The 23,477-nt window shown below is 56.1% G+C and carries 22 protein-coding genes and 1 pseudogene; 10 read left to right on the top strand and 13 right to left on the bottom strand.

Features of this window, described 5'->3' with window-relative positions:
- Positions 1-123: 123 nt before the first annotated feature.
- The 4 genes from ACQUQF_RS24790 to ACQUQF_RS24775 form a co-directional block, all read right to left on the bottom strand.
- Positions 124-528, bottom strand: a complete 405-nt coding sequence (locus ACQUQF_RS24790) for a hypothetical protein (protein ID WP_435182139.1) — start codon at positions 526-528, stop codon at positions 124-126.
- Positions 525-1,499, bottom strand: coding sequence for a ParA family protein (locus tag ACQUQF_RS24785; RefSeq protein ID WP_435182138.1), 975 nt, complete (start codon positions 1,497-1,499; stop codon positions 525-527). The genes ACQUQF_RS24790 and ACQUQF_RS24785 overlap by 4 nt, the downstream gene beginning before the upstream one ends.
- Before the next feature lie 1,086 nt (positions 1,500-2,585).
- Positions 2,586-3,869 (bottom strand): McrC family protein, encoded by a 1,284-nt coding sequence (locus ACQUQF_RS24780; RefSeq protein WP_435182209.1) that lies wholly within the window; start codon positions 3,867-3,869, stop codon positions 2,586-2,588.
- A 38-nt stretch (positions 3,870-3,907) separates the two neighbouring features.
- The gene (locus ACQUQF_RS24775) at positions 3,908-6,481 is read right to left on the bottom strand and encodes an McrB family protein (RefSeq protein WP_435182136.1); all 2,574 of its coding nucleotides are present in this window, start codon (positions 6,479-6,481) and stop codon (positions 3,908-3,910) included.
- A 309-nt stretch (positions 6,482-6,790) separates the two neighbouring features.
- Here ACQUQF_RS24775 and ACQUQF_RS24770 point away from each other — a divergent pair, with 309 nt between their 5' ends.
- Complete coding sequence (locus ACQUQF_RS24770) at positions 6,791-9,157, top strand: MBL fold metallo-hydrolase (RefSeq protein WP_435182135.1); 2,367 nt, start codon at positions 6,791-6,793, stop codon at positions 9,155-9,157.
- A 111-nt stretch (positions 9,158-9,268) separates the two neighbouring features.
- On the opposite strand, the gene ACQUQF_RS24765 is transcribed toward ACQUQF_RS24770, so the two are convergent.
- Positions 9,269-9,895, bottom strand: a complete 627-nt coding sequence (locus ACQUQF_RS24765; RefSeq protein ID WP_435182134.1) for a hypothetical protein — start codon at positions 9,893-9,895, stop codon at positions 9,269-9,271.
- Positions 9,896-10,375: 480 nt separating this feature from the next.
- Between ACQUQF_RS24765 and ACQUQF_RS24760 the strand changes: the two genes are divergently transcribed.
- The 5 genes from ACQUQF_RS24760 (at position 10,376) to ACQUQF_RS24740 (ending at position 14,379) form a co-directional block, all read left to right on the top strand.
- Entirely contained in the window at positions 10,376-11,590 is a 1,215-nt protein-coding gene (locus ACQUQF_RS24760; protein ID WP_435182133.1) for a PQQ-binding-like beta-propeller repeat protein, read from the top strand.
- Positions 11,587-12,063 carry a hypothetical protein gene (locus ACQUQF_RS24755; protein ID WP_435182131.1) on the top strand — a complete coding sequence of 159 codons (477 nt, stop codon included), beginning with the start codon at positions 11,587-11,589 and terminating at the stop codon, positions 12,061-12,063. Before ACQUQF_RS24760 ends, ACQUQF_RS24755 begins: the two co-directional genes overlap by 4 nt.
- Entirely contained in the window at positions 12,060-12,482 is a 423-nt protein-coding gene (locus ACQUQF_RS24750) for a hypothetical protein (RefSeq protein ID WP_435182130.1), read from the top strand. Before ACQUQF_RS24755 ends, ACQUQF_RS24750 begins: the two co-directional genes overlap by 4 nt.
- A gap of 34 nt (positions 12,483-12,516) precedes the next feature.
- On the top strand, positions 12,517-13,026 hold the full coding sequence (locus tag ACQUQF_RS24745; protein WP_435182128.1) for a hypothetical protein: 510 nt from the start codon (positions 12,517-12,519) through the stop codon (positions 13,024-13,026).
- Between the two features lie 456 nt (positions 13,027-13,482).
- Positions 13,483-14,379: a PQQ-binding-like beta-propeller repeat protein gene (locus tag ACQUQF_RS24740; protein WP_435182126.1), complete on the top strand. Its 897-nt coding sequence runs from the start codon at positions 13,483-13,485 to the stop codon at positions 14,377-14,379.
- 214 nt (positions 14,380-14,593) lie between these two features.
- Here the strand turns inward: ACQUQF_RS24740 and ACQUQF_RS24735 are convergent, their stop codons facing one another.
- A complete protein-coding gene (locus ACQUQF_RS24735; protein WP_435182123.1) occupies positions 14,594-15,631 on the bottom strand; it encodes a PQQ-binding-like beta-propeller repeat protein in 1,038 nt (345 codons plus the stop codon).
- An 810-nt stretch (positions 15,632-16,441) separates the two neighbouring features.
- Here ACQUQF_RS24735 and ACQUQF_RS24730 point away from each other — a divergent pair.
- Positions 16,442-17,047 carry a hypothetical protein gene (locus tag ACQUQF_RS24730; RefSeq protein ID WP_435182121.1) on the top strand — a complete coding sequence of 202 codons (606 nt, stop codon included), beginning with the start codon at positions 16,442-16,444 and terminating at the stop codon, positions 17,045-17,047.
- 275 nt (positions 17,048-17,322) lie between these two features.
- Here ACQUQF_RS24730 and ACQUQF_RS24725 read toward each other — a convergent pair whose 3' ends face one another.
- A complete protein-coding gene (locus ACQUQF_RS24725) occupies positions 17,323-17,874 on the bottom strand; it encodes a hypothetical protein (protein ID WP_435182120.1) in 552 nt (183 codons plus the stop codon).
- 268 nt (positions 17,875-18,142) lie between these two features.
- Positions 18,143-18,838: a hypothetical protein gene (locus ACQUQF_RS24720; protein ID WP_435182119.1), complete on the bottom strand. Its 696-nt coding sequence runs from the start codon at positions 18,836-18,838 to the stop codon at positions 18,143-18,145.
- Positions 18,839-19,087: 249 nt separating this feature from the next.
- Here ACQUQF_RS24720 and ACQUQF_RS24715 point away from each other — a divergent pair, with 249 nt between their 5' ends.
- Entirely contained in the window at positions 19,088-19,288 is a 201-nt protein-coding gene (locus tag ACQUQF_RS24715) for a hypothetical protein (protein ID WP_435182117.1), read from the top strand.
- A 703-nt stretch (positions 19,289-19,991) separates the two neighbouring features.
- On the opposite strand, the gene ACQUQF_RS24710 is transcribed toward ACQUQF_RS24715, so the two are convergent.
- The 3 genes from ACQUQF_RS24710 to ACQUQF_RS24700 form a co-directional block, all read right to left on the bottom strand.
- The gene (locus tag ACQUQF_RS24710; RefSeq protein ID WP_435182116.1) at positions 19,992-20,222 is read right to left on the bottom strand and encodes a hypothetical protein; all 231 of its coding nucleotides are present in this window, start codon (positions 20,220-20,222) and stop codon (positions 19,992-19,994) included.
- Between the two features lie 194 nt (positions 20,223-20,416).
- Positions 20,417-20,977, bottom strand: a complete 561-nt coding sequence (locus tag ACQUQF_RS24705; RefSeq protein WP_435182114.1) for a TATA-box-binding protein — start codon at positions 20,975-20,977, stop codon at positions 20,417-20,419.
- Between the two features lie 397 nt (positions 20,978-21,374).
- Positions 21,375-21,542, bottom strand: a complete 168-nt coding sequence (locus ACQUQF_RS24700) for a DUF1931 domain-containing protein (RefSeq protein WP_435182113.1) — start codon at positions 21,540-21,542, stop codon at positions 21,375-21,377.
- Positions 21,543-21,668: 126 nt separating this feature from the next.
- Here ACQUQF_RS24700 and ACQUQF_RS24695 point away from each other — a divergent pair, with 126 nt between their 5' ends.
- Entirely contained in the window at positions 21,669-21,962 is a 294-nt protein-coding gene (locus tag ACQUQF_RS24695; protein ID WP_435182112.1) for a PadR family transcriptional regulator, read from the top strand.
- Positions 21,963-22,112: 150 nt separating this feature from the next.
- A pseudogene (locus tag ACQUQF_RS24690) lies at positions 22,113-22,310 on the top strand (site-specific integrase); the annotation flags it as partial.
- A 31-nt stretch (positions 22,311-22,341) separates the two neighbouring features.
- Here the strand turns inward: ACQUQF_RS24690 and ACQUQF_RS24685 are convergent.
- Positions 22,342-22,824, bottom strand: a complete 483-nt coding sequence (locus ACQUQF_RS24685) for a DUF892 family protein (protein WP_435182111.1) — start codon at positions 22,822-22,824, stop codon at positions 22,342-22,344.
- Positions 22,825-22,827: 3 nt separating this feature from the next.
- Positions 22,828-23,418 (bottom strand): hypothetical protein, encoded by a 591-nt coding sequence (locus tag ACQUQF_RS24680; protein ID WP_435182110.1) that lies wholly within the window; start codon positions 23,416-23,418, stop codon positions 22,828-22,830.
- Between the last annotated feature and the right edge of the window lie 59 nt (positions 23,419-23,477).

The raw sequence follows: 23,477 nt of genomic DNA, 5'->3' as shown, positions 1-23,477 counted from the left end.
AGGTTCGCACGATTCGCACGATTCGTACAAATCGTACGAACTGCACGGGCTTCTCATGGTGGTACAACACCGACTACTAGTCAATCTATCCGCGCCGACGAGAACGCGTCATAAAGTTGTTCGCTACGTGTCGTCGTCGATATCGACACCGCGATCTTCGAGAATTACACGGGCGAGTTCTTCGGGATTGTTCTTCGCCACCTGTATCGCGGCGTCTTGAATCTCGCGGCCGGTCTCGTTCCGAACGCCGTGTTCACGGAGAAACGGCTTCGCCTCAAAGTCGACCGCGTCCTCGAACTCGGTCACTATTTCGTCGCGGACGTACCAGCTCTCTCGGAGGTCATCAGAGAACGGAAACGCGGGCTCTACACGGGGATCAGCCTCCTCTTTCTCCGTTTCGTTATTTTCTTCCTCATTATGACTTCCAGCGTCCCCCTCGCGGGTTTCGTCCGTCCCCGTCATCTCTTCGTCTCCGTCTGACTCTGGTTCGTCGTCGGTGGCTGATTCACCGAGATCGAAGCCGGTCATTGCTGGATGCCTCCCTGCTCGATGATCTCTGCCAACGCCTCGAAGTGTTGAATCTGGCTACACTCTGGATTGTAGGCAGTCACTGGCTTGCGCTCCTCGTAGGCATCGCCGAACGCAGCGGAGTGCCGAATCGGTATCTTCGGCGGATCCATCTCGCCTGCATCGATTGCGGCCCATTCATCTGCGGTGACTCGCGCGAACGGCGGGATGTGATTGTCGAGGACCTGTGTGACGTCTAGGTCCTCGGGGAGCGTGCCAGTGTCAGGGTCGACGCCGTCGCGGCCAGCGAGCAGATAGGCGGCGAACTGCTCTTGGGTGTTCATTGCCTCGAGGAGTCGGCGGTCTTTCGTCTGCTGGTCGATACGCGCCCGAAGGTCGTTGGGCACGACCGCTAGGATCTCGAAGTCGATGTGCTGGCGGATCTCACCAACTAGCTTTGTTGCAGTCTCCCGCATTCCATTCAAGGCCTCGGGAACGGGCTTCAACGGCAGAATGGCGTTTGGCGCGGCAACGACCGCGTTGTTCACCAGCTTGTTCCGACTTCCAGGGATGTCGAACAGGATGTATTCGTATTTGTCGCCGAGCAGTGGGTCGACGAGGTCCTGCTTGAGTCGCATATCGCTCGCCATCACACTGTCGCGGGAGAGGTCCTCGGTCACCGTTTCGAGATTCACGCTCGGGATGAAGTCAAACCCGTATCCGGGCTGCTTGATTAGGTCTGCCGGGCTGGTGTCGTCGAGCAGGACGTCACCGAGGTCAAGAGCGTCCTCGTCTTCGCGCGTGTAGTACCCGAGCCCGGTTGAGAGGTGTCCGGCCGGGTCAAGGTCGGCGACGAGGACGTCGCGGCCTCGCAATTCGCCGAGGACGCCGCCGAGTGTGTTTGCGAAGATGCTCTTTCCGAAGCCGCCTTTGAGCATCGGCAGGCATACTGCGCGTGGTTCAGGTTCGGGTTTGGTCTGCGTTTCTGACATAGTGTCTCACCAGGTCGAACTGCACGTACTTCACGAACTGTACGAGTTTTGCGATTCGCACGATTCGTGACGTTCGTAGGGGCTGTGGAGTTCGCTGTCAGTCACCTCGTCTCAACCGGGGATAATAAAAGTTCGCAGGAGGCTTACGAACTCTACGAACTGTACGAATTTTAGAGGCTCTGAAGTTCGCCTGAACTGTATAGCTCTTAAGATTCGCATAATTTCTAACACTCAACGGCCTACAAGATCGAAAGTTCGCACGAATTTCTCGAATCGTACAACCCCTAAGAACCATACGATTCGTAGAGCCTCGGGAAATGACTCTTCCTTCACGCCCGGCACTCTGAGGTCCATAAAGCTCGCACGAACTCTAAGAGCTGTGAAGATTTTACGAGTGGTGAAGTTCGCACGAATTGTGCGAATCTCGAATATCGCACGAACTTCTATTGGTCGACCGCCTGAGAGTCCTAAAGCCCGCACGAACTCTTCGACTCGCACAGCCTCTACAATTCGTATGATTCGAAGGACTCTCAAGACCGATCTCCCTTCAACACCCGGCAATGAGGGACTTGTAAAGCTTACACGAACTTTACGAATTGTGCGAACTTCACGAATCGAGCGACGCTGGATAATGGATCTGTGAGTCGTCCCGTCTATTGTTCCATGCCAGTCATATGCCACAACCGCAGTCACCACAGTCAGAACATAGTGTTCGACTCTACGCTCTGAAAAGACCTACCGGAAACGCCCGACAATCTAGAACTCGTAAAGCCCGCACAAACTCTACAAATCGTGCGAACTTTGCAATTCGCATCGTGCTGCCAATGTCCACGTGATACTCAATTATCGCTCTACACCAATCACATATCGCGACCGTCGATCGCGGCGGTCGGTGCACTGGTTCTGACCCATCGTAGTTGACGCAAAAACTCGGGGTAGACGAAGACCCCTACCACCTATTCTGGTCTGTTCGTAGTCGCGATATTCGTGGTCAATCCACCCTTCTAAATCGAGGAACGTTCACTAAATACATAGTGACCACATGGAACCAGCCTCATAGACCTGTTCAACTGAAAAACTGAAGTTTCACGACTGAGCGAGAACGTCGTTCATGTGCTTCGAGAAGGAGGCGACGAGTTGATGGCCGAATTCCATGGGGGCTATCGCGTGTTTTGTCGGAAGCTCGATGGCAGAAAGTGGCCCTGCGTCCTCTACTTTGTAGGTAGTCGCGGGACCCTCATCTTGTTCTGGATAGACGAGTAAGCCGGGCACATTGTAGGTCGATTGGTAGGCGACGAGTTGATACACGTCACTATTACTCACCTTGCTGGGCGTTTTCCACTTCGCATCGACGACTAACACTACGTCGTTCGTCTCATCCCGAACGAGTACGTCTGGCCGCATCGTAATTGGTGGATCACCGCCAGTAACAATACCCGAAATCGAGGCCTGCGTTTCGACAGTCCACCCCGACCTATCGGTGACCGCCGCAGTGACGACTCGTTCGACCACGTCCTCGAAGACCTCGTTCATATCTACCACCAACGCAAACGAATCACGCGCTCCAGTACGTAGATTCTCGATGAAGACATTGTCAAGGACGAGGCGGGTAAGTCGAAGCAGATCCGCGTAGTGGTCGTTGAGCCGTGTCACCTCAATCTCGTTTAACTCGGCCGCACGAACGTGACGGAGGCTGACCTGCCGCTGGAGTCGCTGACGGTAGCGCGCCAGCTCGTTCTGGACAGTCGTATCATTGACGAACTGCGAGAGCAGAGTCGTAGCGTAGAGTACGGCCTGATTCGTGGTTGTGTCGAAGGTTAGCTCATCGTACTCACACTCGAATTGGGTCGCACCGAGCGCACGTCGCTGGAGTTGGCGTTGGACGTCGAGGCGGCCACGAAGGTAGCGTTCGGTGGCCTGTTTGGACTGGTATTCACGATGAAGGCCGCGACTGAGTACCGTGTCGAGTTCAGTGGTGTAGAGCGTCCCCAGGACGTCGAGGAATGTGTCGCCCGCAGTCAATGTCGTTTGTTGCTCGTAGGTCGTCATTTCCAATCCGTGCGCGTACTGGAACAACGATAGGAGGTTTGGTCCCGCTGCTTTCGGTCGGATTTCGACTGTCGGACCTTCTGGAAGTGAGACTACCCCAACATACTGAGTGCTCTGTAACGTTGGGGTGCCGTCACGCGAGTATGTCACGGATAGCCGCGACGAGCCGAGTTCGTTAGTGAGGAACGCGTGAGCCGCATCTGAGAGGTCCTCATCCAACTGTTCAGAATCGTGTTCTGAGAGAACGACATCCGGACTTTGGTTCAACAGCGTCGGTTGGTCACCGCTCGATAGTTGCTCGTCCGTGACAGTTCGACCCATCGACCCGTCATCGGCTCTGTTGGTATCGGACATCGGTTCTACCCGTGGTGCTCGACAGCTTCGGATTCGTCTAACACCGCTTTCCGCAGTTGGTAGAGGTTCTGGTCGTCATACTCCGGATGCATCCAGTGATCCGCTTGTCCATCCTCGATTTCGCCGTCCGTCAACTCCGTGAGAACTGCTCTCGCCGCCGCTGACACCGAATACATCTCGTCATCGTACTGCCACTGGACCTCCCCAGTCGTGGTCGTGTCCTCGGTAACTTCACATCGCCAGAACGACTCTGGTCGGTCCCTACGGGCCTGGTCGACCGTTTCCGTCTCGATAGTACTCCCGTTCCGAAGCCGTCCTCGATTGAATTCAAGTACGTCACCTGGTTCGAGGACGCCCGCGTTGCTGAGAATATCGACCGTCCGCTCTGAATCCTGCTCTCCAGCGTTCGTAGTAGCTGATTCTCTGATCTCGCCAGCATGGTCTGTTATCGCGGCGAGGGCGCGCCGCAGGTCCTGCTCCTCGAAGTCCGCGATTTGCCGACGGTCGACATCGAGTAACTTGTCGGCCTCGTCCCCGAACACGTCTCGTTGTAGTCGTTCGAATTGGCCGAAGAAGTACTCCTCTAACAGCGGGAGAATTTCATACTTCCACGTGTCGACCAGCGATTGAACGTTGGCTTCGACATCATCAGTCGTGGCGCAATTCCAGAGGTACGAGTGCCCAATTTGTTTGCCCTTCCCGAGGTCGGCGCGGTCAAGAATCCGGGAGTTAATCGTTTCGAGTGCATCGATGGAGAGCGCAAGCAGAACACGGTCTCGCTGTGGTCCGGCCTCGGCGGTGGAATTGACGGCGTCCCAGTCATCAAATCCGTGATGGGTAGCGAGAGCGTTGTAGTCTGGCGGGAAGTACATGAACCGGAAGCGGCGTCTCAGCGCAGCATCCACGAGTGCGATCGAACGGTCCGCGGTGTTCATTGTTCCAATGATGTAGAGGTTCGGCGGAACCTCGAACGGTTTGCCCGAGTGGGCGAGGTGGACTGTGAGTTCGTTGTCGGCGTCGAGTCGTTTGTCGGTTTCAAGCTGAGTAATGGTTTCACCGAATATCTGGGCGAGATTGCCACGATTGATCTCATCTATCACTAAAACGAATCGGGGCGGGTCCTCGCTGTCCGTGTTCTCGTAGGCCTCCGTTGCGTCTTCAGCGATGGCCTTGAAGACGCCAGCATCCATGTCATATTCGACCATTCCCTCGTCTGTGGCGTCGGCTGAGAGGCCTTCGAGGAAGTCCTCGTATGCGAATGACGGATGGAATGTGACTGCGCGGAACTGTTCGACATCGTCGTCTGCGGTCGGCCCCTCGGAGGTCCACCACTTGGCAAATTGCTCGGCAGTGTAGGTTTTCCCGGTACCTGGCGGCCCATAGAAGACAAGTTGTCCATTCTGTTCGAGTTGCCGGACAAGCGTGTCGGCGTCGTTCGGTGGCTTGAAATGGTCTTCCGGTGAGTCTACCGGCTCGGGATCGTCTCGGCGTTCATTAAGAACCATGTACTCGTCCTTGACCGCGTCGAGTTTATCGACCACATCGCCGATGGAGTACGATTCGGATAGTTCGCGCGTTTCAAGGTCTCGGTCCTCCCATTCGTCACCGTCATACAGATTGGTTCCAGCGTAGAGACCGTATCTCAAGTTGGTTGGTCGAATGCCGAGGTAGAGCTGGTACTCGTCTTTGGTGTCCTCGTCGCCCGGATGTAGTGCGATCCACGTGAATTGTGTGAGTTGGTTGCGGGGTTCGACGAAGTTGCACGTGTGACGTGCGTGGTTCTGGATATCGAGTTCGTCGGCGAAATAGGCGGTAAGCCGGTCGAGATACCTATCGATCCGCAGTTTGGCGTAGTCATAGTACAGTTGCCCGAGAATAGAGTACGGTGAGTAACCAGTCAGGATTGCAGTGTCATGTCTTGCATTTTCTTCCTCACAGAGTTCGTGAAACTGACTGACCGAGAGTTCGTTCCCGGATAGAAAGGTGTCTGCAACCCGGTGACGAATTCCCCTAACCTTTGGATGTCCTTCATATTGGGTGTGCTTTGCGTCCAGATACTCCTCTGGAAGGTCCCGAATCCCGTTCAAGAACTCCTGTAGCGGAGCATCGGTGGCAACCTCGTCTTGATCTGGGTCGAACGTAGCCAAGTACTTCGAGTACTCTGTGAGAAATTCAAGCAGAAAATCCGCCAATTCCTCGCTTGTCTCGTCGACGGTTAGCGTCTTAGCGAACCGCTTTACGTCTGCGTCTGTGGCGTCAATATCGTAATCTTCTCGTAGGACGTGAGCAACATCTGCGCAAACGTTCTGGTAGAGGTCTCGCTTCTCATCCTCGTTAAGCGCTGACAGAGAATTCGCAGGGTCGGTATTGAGGGCGGAATACACGTCAGAGGGAGAGTCATATATTCGGGCGGGACTCCAATCACAGAATAGCTCAAGAAGTGTGCTGAGTGCTTGTTCATCGTAATCAGAGATCTCAGAAATAAATGTGGGTTCGAGACGAGTGTAGGCCCGTTTGATGGCCCACGTATCGAAGAAATATCCGTTGACGCGAAGTGTCGCCTGTCGATATTCGCTCATGTACCCCCTTTCTAAACTAACGCTGATTAGTTTTTCTGACATCCTCTAATAGCTGCAGCCATCCGGTTTTCCCGTCAGTCATCTGGTCGCGTGGGGATTGTTCGAATCCTCGCAGGCTATTGGTCGTTTGAGAACGCGGCTCTCAGGTGATTCAAAATATGCAACTTGCCCCCTGTAATCGGTGATTCCCTACACCAATAGCTGAATGCTTTCGAGACAGGCACCAATTGGGTTGTAGCTCGGTTCGCCTACATTCCCGGCAACTTATTTCTGTAACAGTAACAACTATGCCTATTAGCTGTTATCCACGTGGATGTGCGAATATCCTTTCACCACGCTAACCCCCACGCTGGTAACGAGTCTGTGCTCCTCCGTTTCGAACAAGATGACACCGATCACAATTCTTGTCTACTTATCGACGCTGGAACGCGTGTGCAAATAGACGACCTCTTAGAACCAACCGACAAACTCGCCGGTATCTGTCTCACGCACGCTCATCGCGATCACTATGCAACCCTCCCCACCACTCATCGTGATGATGTCCCAATCTACACCTCGGCCGCGACCGCCGATATCCTCCAAGATGTCTTCGACGTTGCGAGCTCAGATTCCGACTTCTCTACGACAGATGCAGTCGCCGATGCAGTCACACCGATCGAGGACTGGACGAGTGTTGCCTCCGATATTGAGGTCCATCCTGTCCCTGCTGGACACGTTCCGGGGGCAGTTGGATTCCTCGTTCGTGCCTTCGACGGCGACGAGACTCACTATCTACTTGCAACAGGTGACTTTACCTGCCGTAGCGCCGGTGGATTCCCAGGATTCGAACCTGACGGATTCGTCGATATCGACGTGCTGTTCCTACCTGCTGCTACGAACGAAACATTCGGTGAATCCCTTACGGAGGCACTCGGAACCACGCTCGAACACGCCCACGGCGGAGCACCGACGCTCGTCACTACCAGTGGTTTAGTCGGCGTTCAATTTGCCTATCTACTGTCTGCATTGGTCGTTAAATACGAACTTAGTGTCCCTATCCGTGTCGTCGGGCAAGTAGCCAAGCTGTACGATCAACTTGATTACGACTGTTCGGGGGTTGAGGAGATTTCGCTGTTCCACGATCCTCAGGCGTGCCTCGACCCAGGAGTGATCACTATCGCCGGCCCAGATATCCCACGAGAACGAAGCAGCGGTCGGCTATTCGGAATCCTCCGTGACAACCCGAACGCGTGTGTTGTCCAGTTAGTTGGGTCCGGCAAAACACCGATGACGGAGGGTCGATGTACGATTCACGATTACGAGTTGGTGAACCATCCTTCACATGGGACACTCGAAGCGGTTCACGATAGTATCGATCCGCAAGAGACGGTTGTCGTTCACTCTCACGACGGTGCAGGCGAGGAGTTCAACCACCTCGACAGCGTCGTATGGGGGACTGGAGATACGAGCGAACATACCTTGTACGATGGACATCGGTGGCAGGTCCCCTCGTGGGTACACGGTGGAACTGTTACGTCTGGCGGAGATCAAAACCTCCAGCGATTCGCTAGTGCTGCCCTCCTCGACTCGTTCTCGGTACCGTCGCTCGACCGGCACGAAGAACCCAATCTCGAAGCGGAGGGAGTCGACGATTCGAAGATCGCTACGTTATTGCACCACGGAGCAGATGCGGCAACGAGTTTAGATGCGCCAAATCAGTTCGACGAACGGAACAAACCGGAGACCACCACCGAACCCATGACCGCTAACGAGAATTTGACAGAGGAAACAGATGAGAAGGCAACGAAGCAGCCGACAGGCTTGATCGATACCACTGGCCCCGATCTTCAGGGACAGACCTGCACGGATCTCTCCGAGAATATAGACAGTTCATCACTCACACCGAATAACATGATCTCTGCTCGTGCTACAAAACGTCTTATGGAGAAGGAGAGCCGCACGACATCTAGTGGCGAAAGTCGTAGTGACAATTCCGAAGAGGAGCAGGGACAAGATACCAACACCGAGGCCGACGGTGCACCGGACAGTGAAGTAGAAACGAGTGACGAAACCGAGCGAGAGGCTACTGTAACCGAAGGCGACGAGAGCGCACAGGAAGACACTCGAGAACCAGAATCCGACGGAGAAAATTCTCCGACCGAAGACACGTCCGATGTCGATACCACTGAACCCGCCGAGAGTCAGAATACCGAACCAGACGAAGTTGGCATAGATGACAATCTCACCGATGAAGAACACTTTACTGTGACTTTGGATCCGCTGACTCTGCTGCTAGCTGAGTCAGCGATCACGATGGATACTCACGATACTGAGTCTGCCCGTACAGTCAGCGAAGTCGTGGCCGAGACCGTCCAACAGTATGCACTATCGTTACTCGCAGGCGAAGCATCAGGCAACGAACCGGAGTCACTCTCCGTCGACTTGGTCGGTACTTCCATAGTGGAGCAAGCGATCGGTGATCTGATCAACCGGAGTGAAGAACTTGATTCGATAGCGGACCTCATCGTCCGAGGGGTGTCAACTGTCTCTGACAGTGATATGAACTGCTCCGTCGAGGTGGAAGAGTCGACCAAAGTTCGGGAATACGTAGAAGCAATCGTACAGAACGAGGCATACGAACATAGTACTCAAGAGGAAGTCGTTCAGACCGCTCTCTTCTGGCGAACGCGCGAATAAGACGGGAGCCGACTACACAAACCGATCCTCAGACGCTCGTGGTAACTAATCGTCCCGACGCTCTATTCGTCGTTCCGACGTAGAAACGGATGAATGGAGTGGAGTGTTACTTTATTTCGAATCCTCGCCACTATCGTCCGTAAACATACTCATAGACAGGAACGTTCTACCGTCTAAATCGATCGGCGATGACTCCAACCGGTCCATGGTTCGCTCGGCCCGGCGGTACGTATCACGGATGTCTGCGAGTACTGCTTTGACTGCCATCTCCTCACAGTTCCACCACTCAGCTATCTCCTCTTTCGACAGTCCCATTTCTCTCATCACTAAGATATTCGCTTCTTCCCTCGACAAAACCGTCGTTCCCAATACTTCACTGACGCTCGGCCACACGTGCTCGACGGTATCCACTGTTTTCCTTCGTACTCGTCCAGTGTCGGTCCAAGAATACGTCAAATCGGCTTTTTCCCACCCTCCATTGTCCGTTCGAGTTATCGAGACTGTGTGATGTCCACTATCGTCGTGTCGGAACCCACTATCGAAGTTTTGAAACTGTACGTGAACCTCTTCGAGATTTTCAGACGGACCGTTCTCAACAACGCTAGTTACGGGGCCAGAGATGCTGCCCTTCTCTTCGAGCGTGACGGATATCTCATCACCATTCTCGAACCACTGTAGAACTTCTAGCTGGTCCTCTGCTGTCTGGTCGTCCACAGATTTGCCCTTCAATCGTCTCATTCTCTACAGGTAGTGGGATAGGCCATCAGTATAAAGATGCTGAAAAATCCACTCTCGGCCTCAATGCTGAGGACTGACGCTACAGTCACGTCGAGGTCACTTGTTTGACGGTGATTGTCTCGGAGAGTAGTGTGAATCGATGGTGAACTGCCGATTCCTATGTAACAACGCTATTATCGATCTTAGGAATTGACAGATTAGTTGTTAGAACGATGGGAGCAGCACTTGAGAGACTATCTGAAGTAATTTCTCCTTACTATCCGTCCAATACTGCCCATCACAGCCCCTGCTAAACCTTCTGTAGCCTCAATTCCCTCCTTGTGATAATAGTTGAGACTGCCAATCTCAATGCATACTGGTTCACAGGCAAGATACTGCGAACATCAATACCCCGATTGACCTTTTGGACGTCGCCTCGGTATGTAGCCGTACATACCGATATTATCAAACAATACAAAGAACCGAGGAGTGGGACGAGGTATGGCCCTCCACACGACGAGACGCCGGCTCCTTTCAGCCGTCGGAATGGCGGCAACCACCGGTACAATACTCTATACGCCCAGTCAGTCTCCCGTATCCCCGACTCTTGACGCGGCGGTTCCGGGTGGCACCTGGCCAGTCCCCGGACGAACCCCGGCTCGGACAAAACACGCTCCCGACGCGGAGCCACCCACAACCGAGGCTCGCACTGCGTGGAAGACAGCTGTTCCTGTCACACCGTGGAATCCGACGCTCGCCGTCGACAGTGATTCGGTCTACGTTCCCGGAAACGAGCGACTGACAGCACTCGACGCGTCGACCGGCCGCGAACAGTGGCGGCTCGACACGAAGACGCTCTGGCCCCCCGACGGCAGCGAGATCAACGTCGGACCGCTCGTCGCCGATGACCGCCTGCTCCTCGGCACGTCTAATGGATTGGTCAGTATCGACACGACCTCCGGATCGGTGGCGTGGATTCGAGGGACCAATTACGATCAGCGCGGGGGTGTCGTCGTCGACGAGACCGCGTTTATCCCGACCGGTCCCGGGACGTCCGGCGTCATCGCGGTGGATGTGGCTACCGGCGGCCGCCGGCACGAGTGGTCAACCGACCAGCACGTGTTACCAATTGCATTCATTGACGGGACACTCGTGACCGAGTCGGAAGATGGCATTTCGGCGTTCGACCCGTGGACGGGCGAGGTTCGCTGGCGGACCGACTCCCTTGATCCCGATCTCGGCGACAGCCCGACAATGCAGATCGCGTGTGGGGACCGGATTGTCCTCGGATCGAACCCGATAATCGCGCTCGATCCCGACGACGGAACTGAGCTGTGGCGGTCCCGCTTCCCAACCGGCGAGGACCAAACTGCTGCCTTCGAGCCGGCGGTAGATGGCAACCGTGTGTTCGTCTCGTCGTACTGGACCGGGGAGACGGTGGCACTCGACGCCGCGACCGGCGATGAAGTCTGGCAAGTCGACGAATTTCTGGGCAGTCCCATCGTCGCGAACAGGACCGTCTTCTGTCTCGAAGAGCCCGGAATCACCGCGCTCAACGCAGCCGATGGCCGTCGAATCGGTCGCTTCGCCAATGAGTTCTTTCCCGGGGAGGTTGCTGAGACACTCGCTGTCGCTGGCGACCGACTGTACGCCGCGTACGACTCGGACGAGAACACGGACAGCGGTCCGAACGTTGTCGCGCTGGAGGCACCATGACCGGGTCGACCAACGACTGGCTCCCGGACGCCCTCGCCGACGAGTCGTGGTGGAACAGTGCCGTCGGCCGGACGATCCGGACGATATGGCACTTCGTCGGACTCTACGCCGCGGTCTCCCTTCCGCTCCAGCGGATCACTGCAGTGCTCACCGTCGGATTCACTCCCGCTATTGGGTCGATACCCGTACCGACGGCGGCAGCATTCACCCTCGCTGCCGGACTGGCGATCCTCCTGTCGGCCCTGCGTCCCGGCGTGAGTTCTGCGCGGACGCTCGCGCTCGGTTTCGGTAGCGCCCTGTCCTTTCAGGTGCTGTTGACCATCACCGGTCACTCAGAACCCGTCCTGTCCGGGCGGCCCGCTGTCGCCGTCGATATCGCGCTCGCAGCTGTCGGGGCGCTCGCGCTGTCGGCCGTGTTCGCATTGAGTCTTGACACCGAAGGGCTGGCCACCGATGAGGTGAGCGAGTCGTGAGTGCGCCCGCGCCGACCCGTGACCTCCTGACGCTGGGTGCCCTGTCTACAGGACCCGTCTTCGTCGGGGTGACGTTCGAGATCCCGCTGTTGCCCGAACTGGGGAGTCTGGTCGGACTGACAGTACTCTGGGTACTCGCGTTAGATGGACTCCGTCTCGGCGGCGGTTCTGCGGGCTTTCAGGTCGGTAACGGCACCTCGGTGTCGACTATTGAGAATCTACCCCGAGAGGTTCGTAATCCAGTCGCGGCTCTCATCGGCGCAGGCAGCATCATCGGCGCCGGGTTCATATTCGAGGTGTGGCCGTTGGTTCTGCTCGGATCGCTCCTTGGACTGGCGGTCGTCGGTGGACTTGCAACGCTCAGCGTACTCGGGTTGGATGTCATCTCTAATGAAGGTGAGAGTTCGCGTGAACGATGATGAAGGCGGTTCCGAGGGGCGAGCGAAAACCAGTATGACTGACGAAGCCCAGAAACTCCGGTCGTGGTCGAGGCGGGCGTTTCTGAGTGGAGGCGCAACGGCATTCGTTGGGTCAGCGGGGTTCAGCGCGAGTTCACCTGACCGACCGGACGAGTACTACGGGAGCACTAGTGAGACTCACGCAACCAGAGCTGACGACTTTCGGCTTCACGCGTCATCAACAGCGTGGTCACTGACGGACGAGGCGCGTGCGGAGGTGACGACCCGCCAGTACCTCGAGCCGATCCGGCGGGACGTTACCGTCGAGCGGATCGAGTTGCGGTCCGAGGTCGAAGTTGGGGACACAATTCGGAGACAGACAGTCACATACGGCAATATCGAAGAGGCAACGAGGGGATTCACATCACGTCGTCGTGAGTTCCACTCCTATCCGTACTGGTCGATACGCCACAGCGTAACCGCCACCGTTCACACAGAATCTGGAACAGTCCAGTTCGACGTGGCCTACGCACATAGCGGCGAAGAACTCGGCAAATTGGAGTGACCCGATGTATCGACTGAGCGATCGGGTCGTGACAGCTCTCCCCGCCAGCACCGATTGATTATGGATGAATCAGGCATGAGCGAAGGCAGGGGCCCGCACCCTACCCGTCGGCAAGCCCTACAAACAATAGGGGTTACCTCTCTCACCGCCATCGCGGGCTGTAGCGCATTACGGGATCGGCTCCGCCCACGGATCCATCATCACGATGCTAATATCACGCCACGGGCCAGTGCGGGTACCGATCCGTGGCCGACTCTTGGGCACGACTCCCACCGCACGAACGGAGCCGATAGACCGGGGCCGACCACTGATGCTTCGTTACGGAAATTCCGCGCCGCGAAAACGTTCCCACAGACCCAACCGAACGTCACCCAAGAACAGATCATCTTTCCAGGAGTCGTCAAGAGACCACGGCGCAACCTAGACGACGAGGAGTTCGGCCACCGATTCGAGGCCGTGGATCTCGCTTCGAAGGAAACTGTCTGGCGGGTCAAGACGCCCGTCCACCCTGCCCCGGCGCTTGTCGCGGGCCGCACCGCGTTCTGCCCCTTCGGCGGGACCATCATCGCGGTCGATATCCATGACGGATCGACGTACTGGCGGTACGCCGCCGGGAGCGGGCTCGATACCGGATCGCCGGCACTCGTCGATGGTACGCTCTTCGTGCCGGGTCGTCGCAGTGTGGTTGCACTCGACGCGATCACCGGCAAGAAGCGCTGGAGAGCGGATCCGACGCTCGAAGGGAACGTCGTCGGAATCGCTGTCACCGACGAGGTGGTGCTGGCAAACGGCGGAGCCAGCGCCGACCCACTCATTGCATTCGAGCGACGGACCGGTGCGGTTCGCTGGACTGCATCGTCCGTCGGGACGCACCTACCGGTCACTGATGGGAAGACAGTATACCTAACGGGCGCTCGTCAGTCCGGGCATTTAGAGGCCCGGTCACTATCAGATGGGAGTAAGGTGTGGAGTCGGATGGACGTTGAGGGTTCACACCGCCCAGCAGTAGCAGATGACACCCTCTATACGCCGAGCGCGTACGAGAACGGCCAGCGTGAGTTGCTTGCGATCGATACTGCGACTGGGGATGCTCGATGGCGGACGCCGATCGGGCCGAAGGTACTCACCGGCCCACCAGTAGTCAGCGCCGAGTCAGTATACGTCCAGACCGGACGAGATGGGCAGGTGTTGATCATCGGATATGACCGGCAGACGGGCGAGCGCCGTGCGGAATGGTCGCTCCCGATGGGCGTGACCGACTCCCTCGCGCTCGGGGACGGGGCATTGTATCTCCTCGGCCAACCGGAGACGGTAGCGGAGATCAACCAGGGTGGAGTGTACGTCGTCGAGTGAGTTCGTGTTGACCGTGTTCGAGTAGTTTCAGATCGTCACGATGTAGCTTGCAGCGTGTCTGTCGGTGTCCTCGGCTCCCTGAGATTTGGTACAAGACTCGCGCTGTCTATACAACAGATGCCCGATGAAGTCCAGATTGATATCAGAAGCAACTGCCCCGCTCGGATTGAGAGCCGGTCGGATAAGATGGTCAATAGTTGGATCGAGGCCGGTGCTAACCAAGTGCCAAGAGCTGTTCGGTACGCACCTCGGTATCCTGCCGATCGGTCACGAGCGTCATGTACACCGTCTCAGCTGCGACCGCTAGCCCGTCGAGATGGTCCTCGAATTCCAATCTCCAGAGAACGATTCCCGAGGACAAATCGAGCGCCACAAGCGAAGTGTGGGCCGGTGCCGTCGTTTCCACGGACCGATCGTGTGTGAGTGCCAGGAGCGTGTCGTTTCCGGCGGCGAGTTCGGTCACCTCCCGACCGAGTTCCCTCGTCCATTGGATAGTACCCGTATGTGAGGCGGCTTGGATCCGACGGTCACCTAACGCGGTCACCACGAGTTCGTCCGTCACCACTGGCGGCGTGGGGCTGCTAACCGGCTCCGGGGGTGACCCTTCCGTAGGCCGTAGTGGTGGAGCGGCGATGCTCCACTGTTCGTCGCCGGATGCCCTGTCGAGCGCACGGAGTTTGCCGCCTGGTTCGCCCTCGTCCGTGACCGTAACGAAGACGAGGTCGCCGGCAACAGCCGGACTGATCGTGATTTGAGTGTCAGTAACGAACGGGGACGAGGGAAACGACCACTTCGTCGCTGCTTGCTCGCTCACATGAGCAGGAGTATCGTCGTCAGGGTCTTGCCAGGGAAGTTCGATCGGGTCACCCGTCAAATCTACGGCCTCAGCAGTGAACGAAGTCGCTACGTATGCCGTCTGATCGAGAATAGCGGGGGAGCCGCGAGCATCGTGGGGAGAGGCCCACGTTATGTCTCCGTTCGCGTCAAGTGCTGAAAAATAGCCGCCGTATTGCAGGTAGAGTCGTCCATTAGCGATCGTTCCACTCGCGGTGTTCGCGCCGTGACACGGAGTTCCATGCCAGGTCTGTTCGCCGTCATCAAGGTCAAGACCGAATACGCACTCCGGGCCCGTAATATACGCCCTGTCGGCTCCAAGCGTCGGCGTTGGATATCCCCACGGCTCCGATTGCGACCGCCAGACTACCTTGCCATCGGCGGTCCGGAGTCCGACTGTGTCTCCCTCGGCATTCATAACGACACGGTTATTCCGAACCATCGGCTCATGGCAGAAATCAAATGATTGCCGCCATCGGACAGACGGGTCAGAGCGTGGAACTACTGCGTCTGGATTATATCGACTGTTCCGTCTGTCGTATCCGTTCGTCGGCCAGTCATCGGATCCGGAAGCGGCGCTTGGGAGCGGGGTCACTTGCTGTCCACCTGGGATTGTCGCGCATCCAGCGAGGCTACCGACGATACCTACTATGCCAGTACGAAGAAACGTCCGTCTGGAGGGAAAACGGGAGACCATCATGCGTGCCGGGATGACGGTATTTAATAAATGCTATTATGAGAACTATATAGCGATACGTGCTGGCAGGACTGTTCATAGTAAACAAAACGTTGGCTGGTAGCCATCGATCGGATATGGACAGGACTCTTCAACGGTATCTTGACGGCATTACCGCACTTTTGAGCATCGCAGCAGGCGAACTCTTCGCACTCGGCCTCCCGGCACAGATTGAGTCGAAATGGCTGGTCGGCTTGGGGGCCGGTGGGCTCGCTTGGGCGTTCGTAGCAGGGTACCAACGCGGCTTCCTCGCCAACCCCGGTGAAAGCGCTAGCGCAGGATAACGCTCAGATGCCGATGATAATTTAAAAACGGGGTTATAACAGAGGTTCACCAAACACTGATGCTGAATTGGCGTGGTACAATCATCAAAAAACAGCTCTATCACAGCGCATTCCATGAACCCACTGACTGGTCTATGGTCGGTCGTCTCGATGGACCGGAGTGGTGGGCGGCACAAAACACTTGCCGGGGAATACTGGTATTTGAGACATGCAGCAGCGAGTCCAAGCACTCCTGAGACTCGGTGGCGTCGTGCTCTTGGGATCGGTTGCGCTGGGCGCTCCTTGGACTGGGTACGAGAAGGGGCTAGCCTCGCTGCTGTTCCGGGTCGGAATCATCTACGTGATGCTCGGTGCCGTTACCGCTCGATCCAGCCCCGCTACCGTTCGGCAGGCGATCGGGGGTGCCGCCGGGGCACTCGCCGTGACCTTCCTCGTCGGTACCGGGACGATGTACTACGATCTCGGGATGACCCCGCCGGAGTATGGGACCCCACTGACTGTGGCAGGGTTGGTGACCACCCAAGCAGTACTAACGCTGTTGCTTGTGCCGGTGTCGGCGGCATACGTCTGTGGCGTGCTCCTCCAGTACGGCCGTGGGGCCCGCGGTCTTGCCCTCTTCGGGGGCGCCGTCATCGGGGGATGGTTCGCTCCGGTGGTAGTCACATATATCGGCGGCACCCAATCGGAGTTCGCCGCGCTTTACTACTTTATCATCAGCTTCGGAACTGGGGTGGCTGCGCTCCCCATGCTGATGCTCGTAAACCGACGGACACACCCCCAGAAGCCCGCTACAATCGACCAGCCCACTTCCTAGCTGTTCGGACAGGCCCTCGCCTCCAGAGTGATCACCAGTTCACGCGACGAACTGCTGACTATGCGCGATCTATGCAGCAAGCCCGCTGGGAACTGCTCGTTACCTATCAGAAAGCTTGTAATCGATTCAGAGGATGTAATCTTCACACAGCGGCGTTTATTCCTGAGCCCTCTTTTCTGAATCGGCTGTGAGAATGTGCGTGCATATTCCGCAGAACCTATTGATTAAATGAATTATCCCCGCCGAAATCTCGTGGTCCTCTAAGGCAGTTACGTTTACTTCTCTTCGCCGACAAATCTTACATCAATCTCGTCCTTATTGATGTGGATGTTATGCTCTGGACCGATTCCTTCATTTTCTTTCGGGGCTGCATTCCACGCGCTCTGTGGTACCTCAAAGGTTTTCTGAAGATCCACACCAGTTCCACTTATCTCAAGTGTGTTGATGTACGTCGCAGGACGCGAAATAGCAACCACCATGTACTCACCATTTGAAATCGCTCCCTCGCCCTCCAATACCAGCGCGCCGTCATCGGACTCCCGGTTGGTCGTTAGCGAGATCTCAACCAGACTCCTAGAATCGTTATACACCTCCACTCCATACAAATTGCCCGGAGTTTGCGAGTTCTCACCGAGAACAACTTCAGCAAACGGCTCTTGCCCGGGGTACGAACGAGCGTACTCGCTTGTGCGTACTTCAACTGGTATCTCGCCCGTCTTTGTGAACGTAAACTCTGATTCCTTCTCTGGTTCTCCTATCGAAGCACAGCCAACAAGAGGGACGGTTAGTGCTAGACCGCCAAGTCGTAGTAACTGACGCCTTTTCATACGTCACGCTCTGTGCCAGATGGCAAAAAACGCGGGGAGACTCAAGGGCCTGTTTTATAGACTACTCCGTTCGACAGATACCTTGTCTGTATTGACCGAACCGCTCACCAGAAAGTTGCTCCAGACACCGTGCAAGATTCGCGCTGTGTATTCAGCAGCGACTCAATGACCTACCTGGCCTCTATCAATAACGGTGTGACCGACTTAGAGAGTGGGTGCAGCACATCGACTCCAGTCGATTCACCCCGGTAAGCGCGCTCAGCGACGTTCAGCACCCGCCAGCGCCACCGGCGCCGCCAGCAGCACCACCAGCACCGGCCGCACCGCCAGCACAGGAGGCGGCCGCTCCGGCACTCGCGCCAGCACAAGCCGAAGCAACCGCGGCTCCGCCACCGCCGGCGTACGCGCCTGACGACGCCATCGACTCGGCGTCAAACTGCTGCCAGTAGACGGGTGGCACGCCGTCGTCACCATCGTCCCCAGCCTTCACGTCGGCGCGCAGGTCCGACAGGGTGTATCCCGGGTCAGTGAGATACCTCTCCACGAGTGCAGGCTGGACGGTGATACGTCGGTAGACGACTTCCTCTTCGTCGGCGTCGGCGTATGCGAACTGTACGTCGTAGTGGCGGACGTGGAACTCCTCGAAGACCGAATGGATGGATTCGAGGATAGTTCCGCCCACGTCCCAGACAGTGTCCATAGCGGGTTCGCCCGCGTCCTCAAAAATCACCGGAACGACGGGAACCAGAATGTCGTCGCCATCGCGGTGCGTGTTCACTTTGTTCACTTCGTGGACTTCGGGGACTTCCGCGAGAGCGTCGGGAAGTGGGTCGAACGCGTCTGCTAGTCGATCATCACCGGCGTTGTTCTCCTCACGATAATCCTCGGTCAAGTCCTCGAGGCCGATACTATCCAGGAAGTCCGCAGCTCTCTCGGTGAAGCTGCGGTCGTCATTGGAGGGCATCGGGCGACTGTTGCACGACGGCAGCCATAAATCTGGATGCTATCAACTCATCTATGTTCTGTCAGAACCAACGTGACCGGCGTAGAGGATCAGCACGGCTTCTCCATTCCTCTCACGCTAGAGTCAGCGAACTACCTGTTCAGTAGACGTCAGGGTGTCATAGAAAGGTTCACAAGGCTTGCTGAATCAACTCTAACGAATTGAAAGCACCGTACACTTGGTGCACGCTGTTCTTAGCTTGTCGTAGCTATGGCGAAAGAGAAGTTCGGCGTCGCTGTTGGCGAGGAAATCGTGCGAGAAGTGGATGAACTGGTCGCTGAATGTGACGATCTCGGAGTCAGCCGCTCCGAGATCGTCGAAGCCATCCTCACAGCATTCGTTCAATCCGAGACGAACCACGTTGAACGGGTTCGAGAAATCATTATTCGGAAACGAAAGGGCACTCTCTAACCGTTTCTAAACTCCGTGCACTAAGTGCACAAACTTCTAAGAGAGTTACCGTTTATAGCGATACGTAATCTGACTATAGTGTGGAAGAGTTCTATGACACGCTCGTTCAGTAGACGTAGGAATCGTTCGGTTCTGCAACTGGCGTTATGCTCTGCTCTGTGTGAGTTCAAGAAGCGCACTGTACGCTATAATTCCGGCTCCGGCGCTGAATATCAGAAATGCTCGCCATCCACCAGAAGTCGATAGCCACTCGCGTACCGTATAATAAGGATCAACGACTCCCTGGAACAGGCCGAGAACTCCAAAAGCCAGCAAACACAGGCCGATAACGCGGAGAATTTGAAGCGTTCGTTCGCGGTCAACACTGACGCTTCCAAATCTTCCTAGGAGGGCCATATTGGATAGTGTAAATTCGTATTGGAAATTTTTTCGATGTGTGATAGCCTTTGAGCTCGTTATACGCCTCATGTGTGCTGACCAGTTCTACTGATTTGCTGTAGAGCGGCGTGGGAGATACGCGCTGTGCATTCAGCAGCGGAGTTCAACCAATTACCAGATAGAATGTCAGTCGAATCTATGAATTCTTGTGCTAATCCCTATAATTCATCCTCGCCAGTCCGCTCTATCTGCAGTCCTACAGGTGAAAGCCGAGGCAGATTCTCTCGATGTCTGGAGTGGACTGACGTATCGGCTATCCGATCTACTAGGTCTCGTCATTCCACCATCTCAGATAGAATGTCGAACTGCCATATACGGCACCTCCGACACCCCCTATGAGTGCTCCACTTTGCCAGCCACCGTCCAAGAGAACCATTTTGATAGTACTTGAAACGACTGCCCAGACGACGATGTTCGTGAAGACGTACAGAAGAGGATTCTCAACGTCGAACTGCCATCTACCCGTCACGGTGGTAAGGACGTCCTTTTTCAGCATATATGTTGTCCTACAGGTGCCATCGAGGGGTACTGTCTAGTGGGGCTTCAGTCGTCATCTGCTAGATTTGAGCGAGAGATATCGTGGGAGAGGAATCTAGCAGTTCAAGACCGAAGCGGCACTAGAAGCATGGGAGGATAGGCGAAATGCAACCTCAATGGCAGCGAATCCGCTACTTGGTTCGAGTCGCCAAATCAGTCCAGCAACCCGAGATCGTTGAGCTGGTCTTTGACCCTCGTGAGGGCTTGTTCGGCGTCATCAAGTTGCTTGCCGCCGGTGATGACGAGCTTTCCACTGCCAAAGAGGAGTGTGACGACGTCCGGATTGTCGAGACGGTAGACGAGTCCGGGGAACTGTTCGGGTTCGTATTCGACACTTTCGAGCCCCAAGCCGATCGCGATGGCATTCAAATTGAGTGTGTGGTCGAGATCGGCACTGGAGACGATATTCTGGATTTCAATCGCCGGCGAGGCAGCGACATCGACGCCCAACTCGCGGAGTTCGTCGAAGACGTGCTCGAGGCCCGTCGTCACGTCGTCAACGCTTTTCGCACCCGTGCAGACGACTTTCCCAGAGCGGAAAATGAGTGCTGCGGCTTTTGGATCGTGCATCCGATACACGAGACCAGGGAAGTTATCGGGATCGTAGTCGGTCGCTCCTAGGTCTTCGGAGAGCGTTTCGAGATCGAGTTCCTGGCCGATATCGGACGATGCAACCACGTTCTCGACCTGAATTGACTCCGTTGTGACACTCATACCTGTACCTTCCAGTCACGAGCACCTTAAAACAGGGAGTGAATTCGAACGGCGGAGTGGTACGTTCCGGGCGCATCGCGTCATTGAACAGTTCTCACACCTCTTCGCCCGATCGGTATCCTCAGAGTGTTTAGTTGTCGGCTTCTGTCTGTTCCCCTTTGCGACGTCGGAGGGCGATAGCAACGATAGCGACAATAGCGATGCCAGCGATGAGTTTCGATCGGGACATACCATATTGATGTACTCTTCTACAGACTAAAAGTGTATGGCTATCGAAATATCACCCACGAACGTCCGATCCGAGTTACAAATTATGTAGAAGTCCCACAGCCGATTTCGCGGGTTCTGCTGAAAACAATGCCTTGGCAAGTGTTCGACGACACTCTGCCCGGGTGACCTAGAGATCGCGGGGCTGGACAGTTTTCCGATCGTTTGCCTCGGCACGCCGGGCTGCATCGTCGAGCATTTCGGTTACTTCGTCGTCCAGCGCCTCGTAGAAATCCGCCGAGACGTTGTGGTCATCGAGCGCTTCTTTCACGGCCGATTTGACGATCAGGTCTGCCATACGCAGCAATTGTTCTCCCGTCCTTTGTATAAATTACAGGTATTTGATTCGGTGTCTGTGGGGTGTTACCGCCCTCTGAGGGGCAACAGACGTATGACCCGGCGGAACGTATCAGTACGCAGGACGATGCACGACCTGACCGGATTTCAGCGCGACCTCTTGTACGTGATCACCGGCCTCGATGAGCCCCACGGCCTCGCGATCAAGGAGGAACTCGAGGACTACTACGAGAAAGAGATCCATCACGGACGTCTCTACCCGAACCTCGATACACTCGTCGAGAAGGGCCTCGTCGAGAAAGGCGAAAAAGACCGGCGGACGAACGTCTACACGCTCACGCGTCGCGGCCATCGTGAAATCGAGGCCCGACGTGAGTGGGAGCAGCAATACACCGAGCGCAAAAAATCTGCACCGGCGTAACTCGGGACACAACTGATCGATCGGGTTCGAATCGTCAGCGTGAGGCCCTTCAGGCACAAACGCATCCCGTTGATTTCGGTTCCCTCGGGGTATTCTGGTGCTGTGTGTGCCGACCGGATTTGAGGACAACTGTATCTCTTCGTTATTTCACACGATTACCTTGCTCCGCACGGCGGTCGACGGGGCATGGGTGAGGTGCTTGTCCGGGCGTTTGGATACACGGTTGCAGCCCGGTATCTCGACAATTCAGAGGAGATGGTTCGTGAACGGTATTCACACATCGAGGCTGGTGAATTAGGTGATGTTGCTACCGAAGCTCTTGCAGAAGTGGATTCGAATGTGAACTAACCCCACGTTATTCGAAGTCACGTTTGATCAATTAACGCGACCGTCGTTCCTCGAGGAACTGCTGCATACGTGAAAGGGCCACCTGAGCTTCGTCCCGGTTCTTCTTGAGGTATTCGACCACTGAAGACGGGACATCGAGTTCATCAGCGAGCATGATGAGTCGGTCGAGCAACGTGATCTCCAGTCGTTCGTTGATCATCCCGATACTGATTGCGTCAAGATCCCGGAGGTCGTCGTCGGCTACCTCTGCGATGAACTCGTCTTTCTCCGCCAGTAAGCCTTCCATGATCGGACTCCCTCGTTCGCGCGGCTCCAGGTCGAGTTCCTCGAACATCACTTCGATGCGATCGATTTGCTCGACGGTGTCCGTTTCATGCCCGTCGAAAATTTCCCGGACTTCGTCGCTTGCGGCTGCCGTTGCGAGATCACTGTGGAGATCCAGAATCTCGATCTCTGCGTGGTAGAGCTTCTGGAGCTCGCGTTCGAACATCTCCTGTTTTGTCGTGATCGACATCGATCAGTCACCTCCAGTCTCGTCACCCACGAGCTTCGGGCGGAGGCAATCCTGGATGGCTGTCGTGTCGACTGCCCCACTTTCCATGAGCAGATACAGTTCCCCGGATGACAGCTCTTCGCCTGCTTTGAGCCGCTCCAGAACGTCCGGCACCGCGATCTCGGTCGCGTCGATGTCGATATCTACCTCTTCGATCAGGAATCCATCGCGGCGTCCGGCCCTGGATAGCGCGGTTTCCAGTAGGAGCTCGGGGATGCGCGCCTCCCCCGTCGATCCTGCGCGCATGAGTACTGAGACGCCGATCCCCCGCAGAAAGAACGCGAGTGCATCACGAACCCCGTCACGGAACTCGGGGTAGGTGTCATCCCACTGCCGACCATCGTCGGTGACCGTTCCGAAGATCTTCTGTCGCTCCTCCTCGTCGAGGTCTTCGAAGAGGATCGTGAAATCCAGCACTGAATTGTAGACGCGCTCGCGGATGTCGTTCCGGCGCTGGTACCGCTGCTGTTTGGCGTGCTGTCCGTCGTAGGTCTTCTCCCCTGTCAACCACCGCCGGTCTTCGGTCGTCAGCATCGCGTTCTTGCGACTGGTCATTCGTTACCGGACCGACGGGAGCCGGATAGGAAAAACTAGGCGGTTTCAGTATATTAGAG

Origin of the sequence: Halorussus sp. AFM4 (assembly GCF_051194995.1) — an archaeon.
Lineage (GTDB): Archaea > Halobacteriota > Halobacteria > Halobacteriales > Haladaptataceae > Halorussus.
The sequence above is the reverse complement of the archived record's forward strand: the minus strand, read 5'-3'. Positions and strand labels throughout refer to the sequence as shown.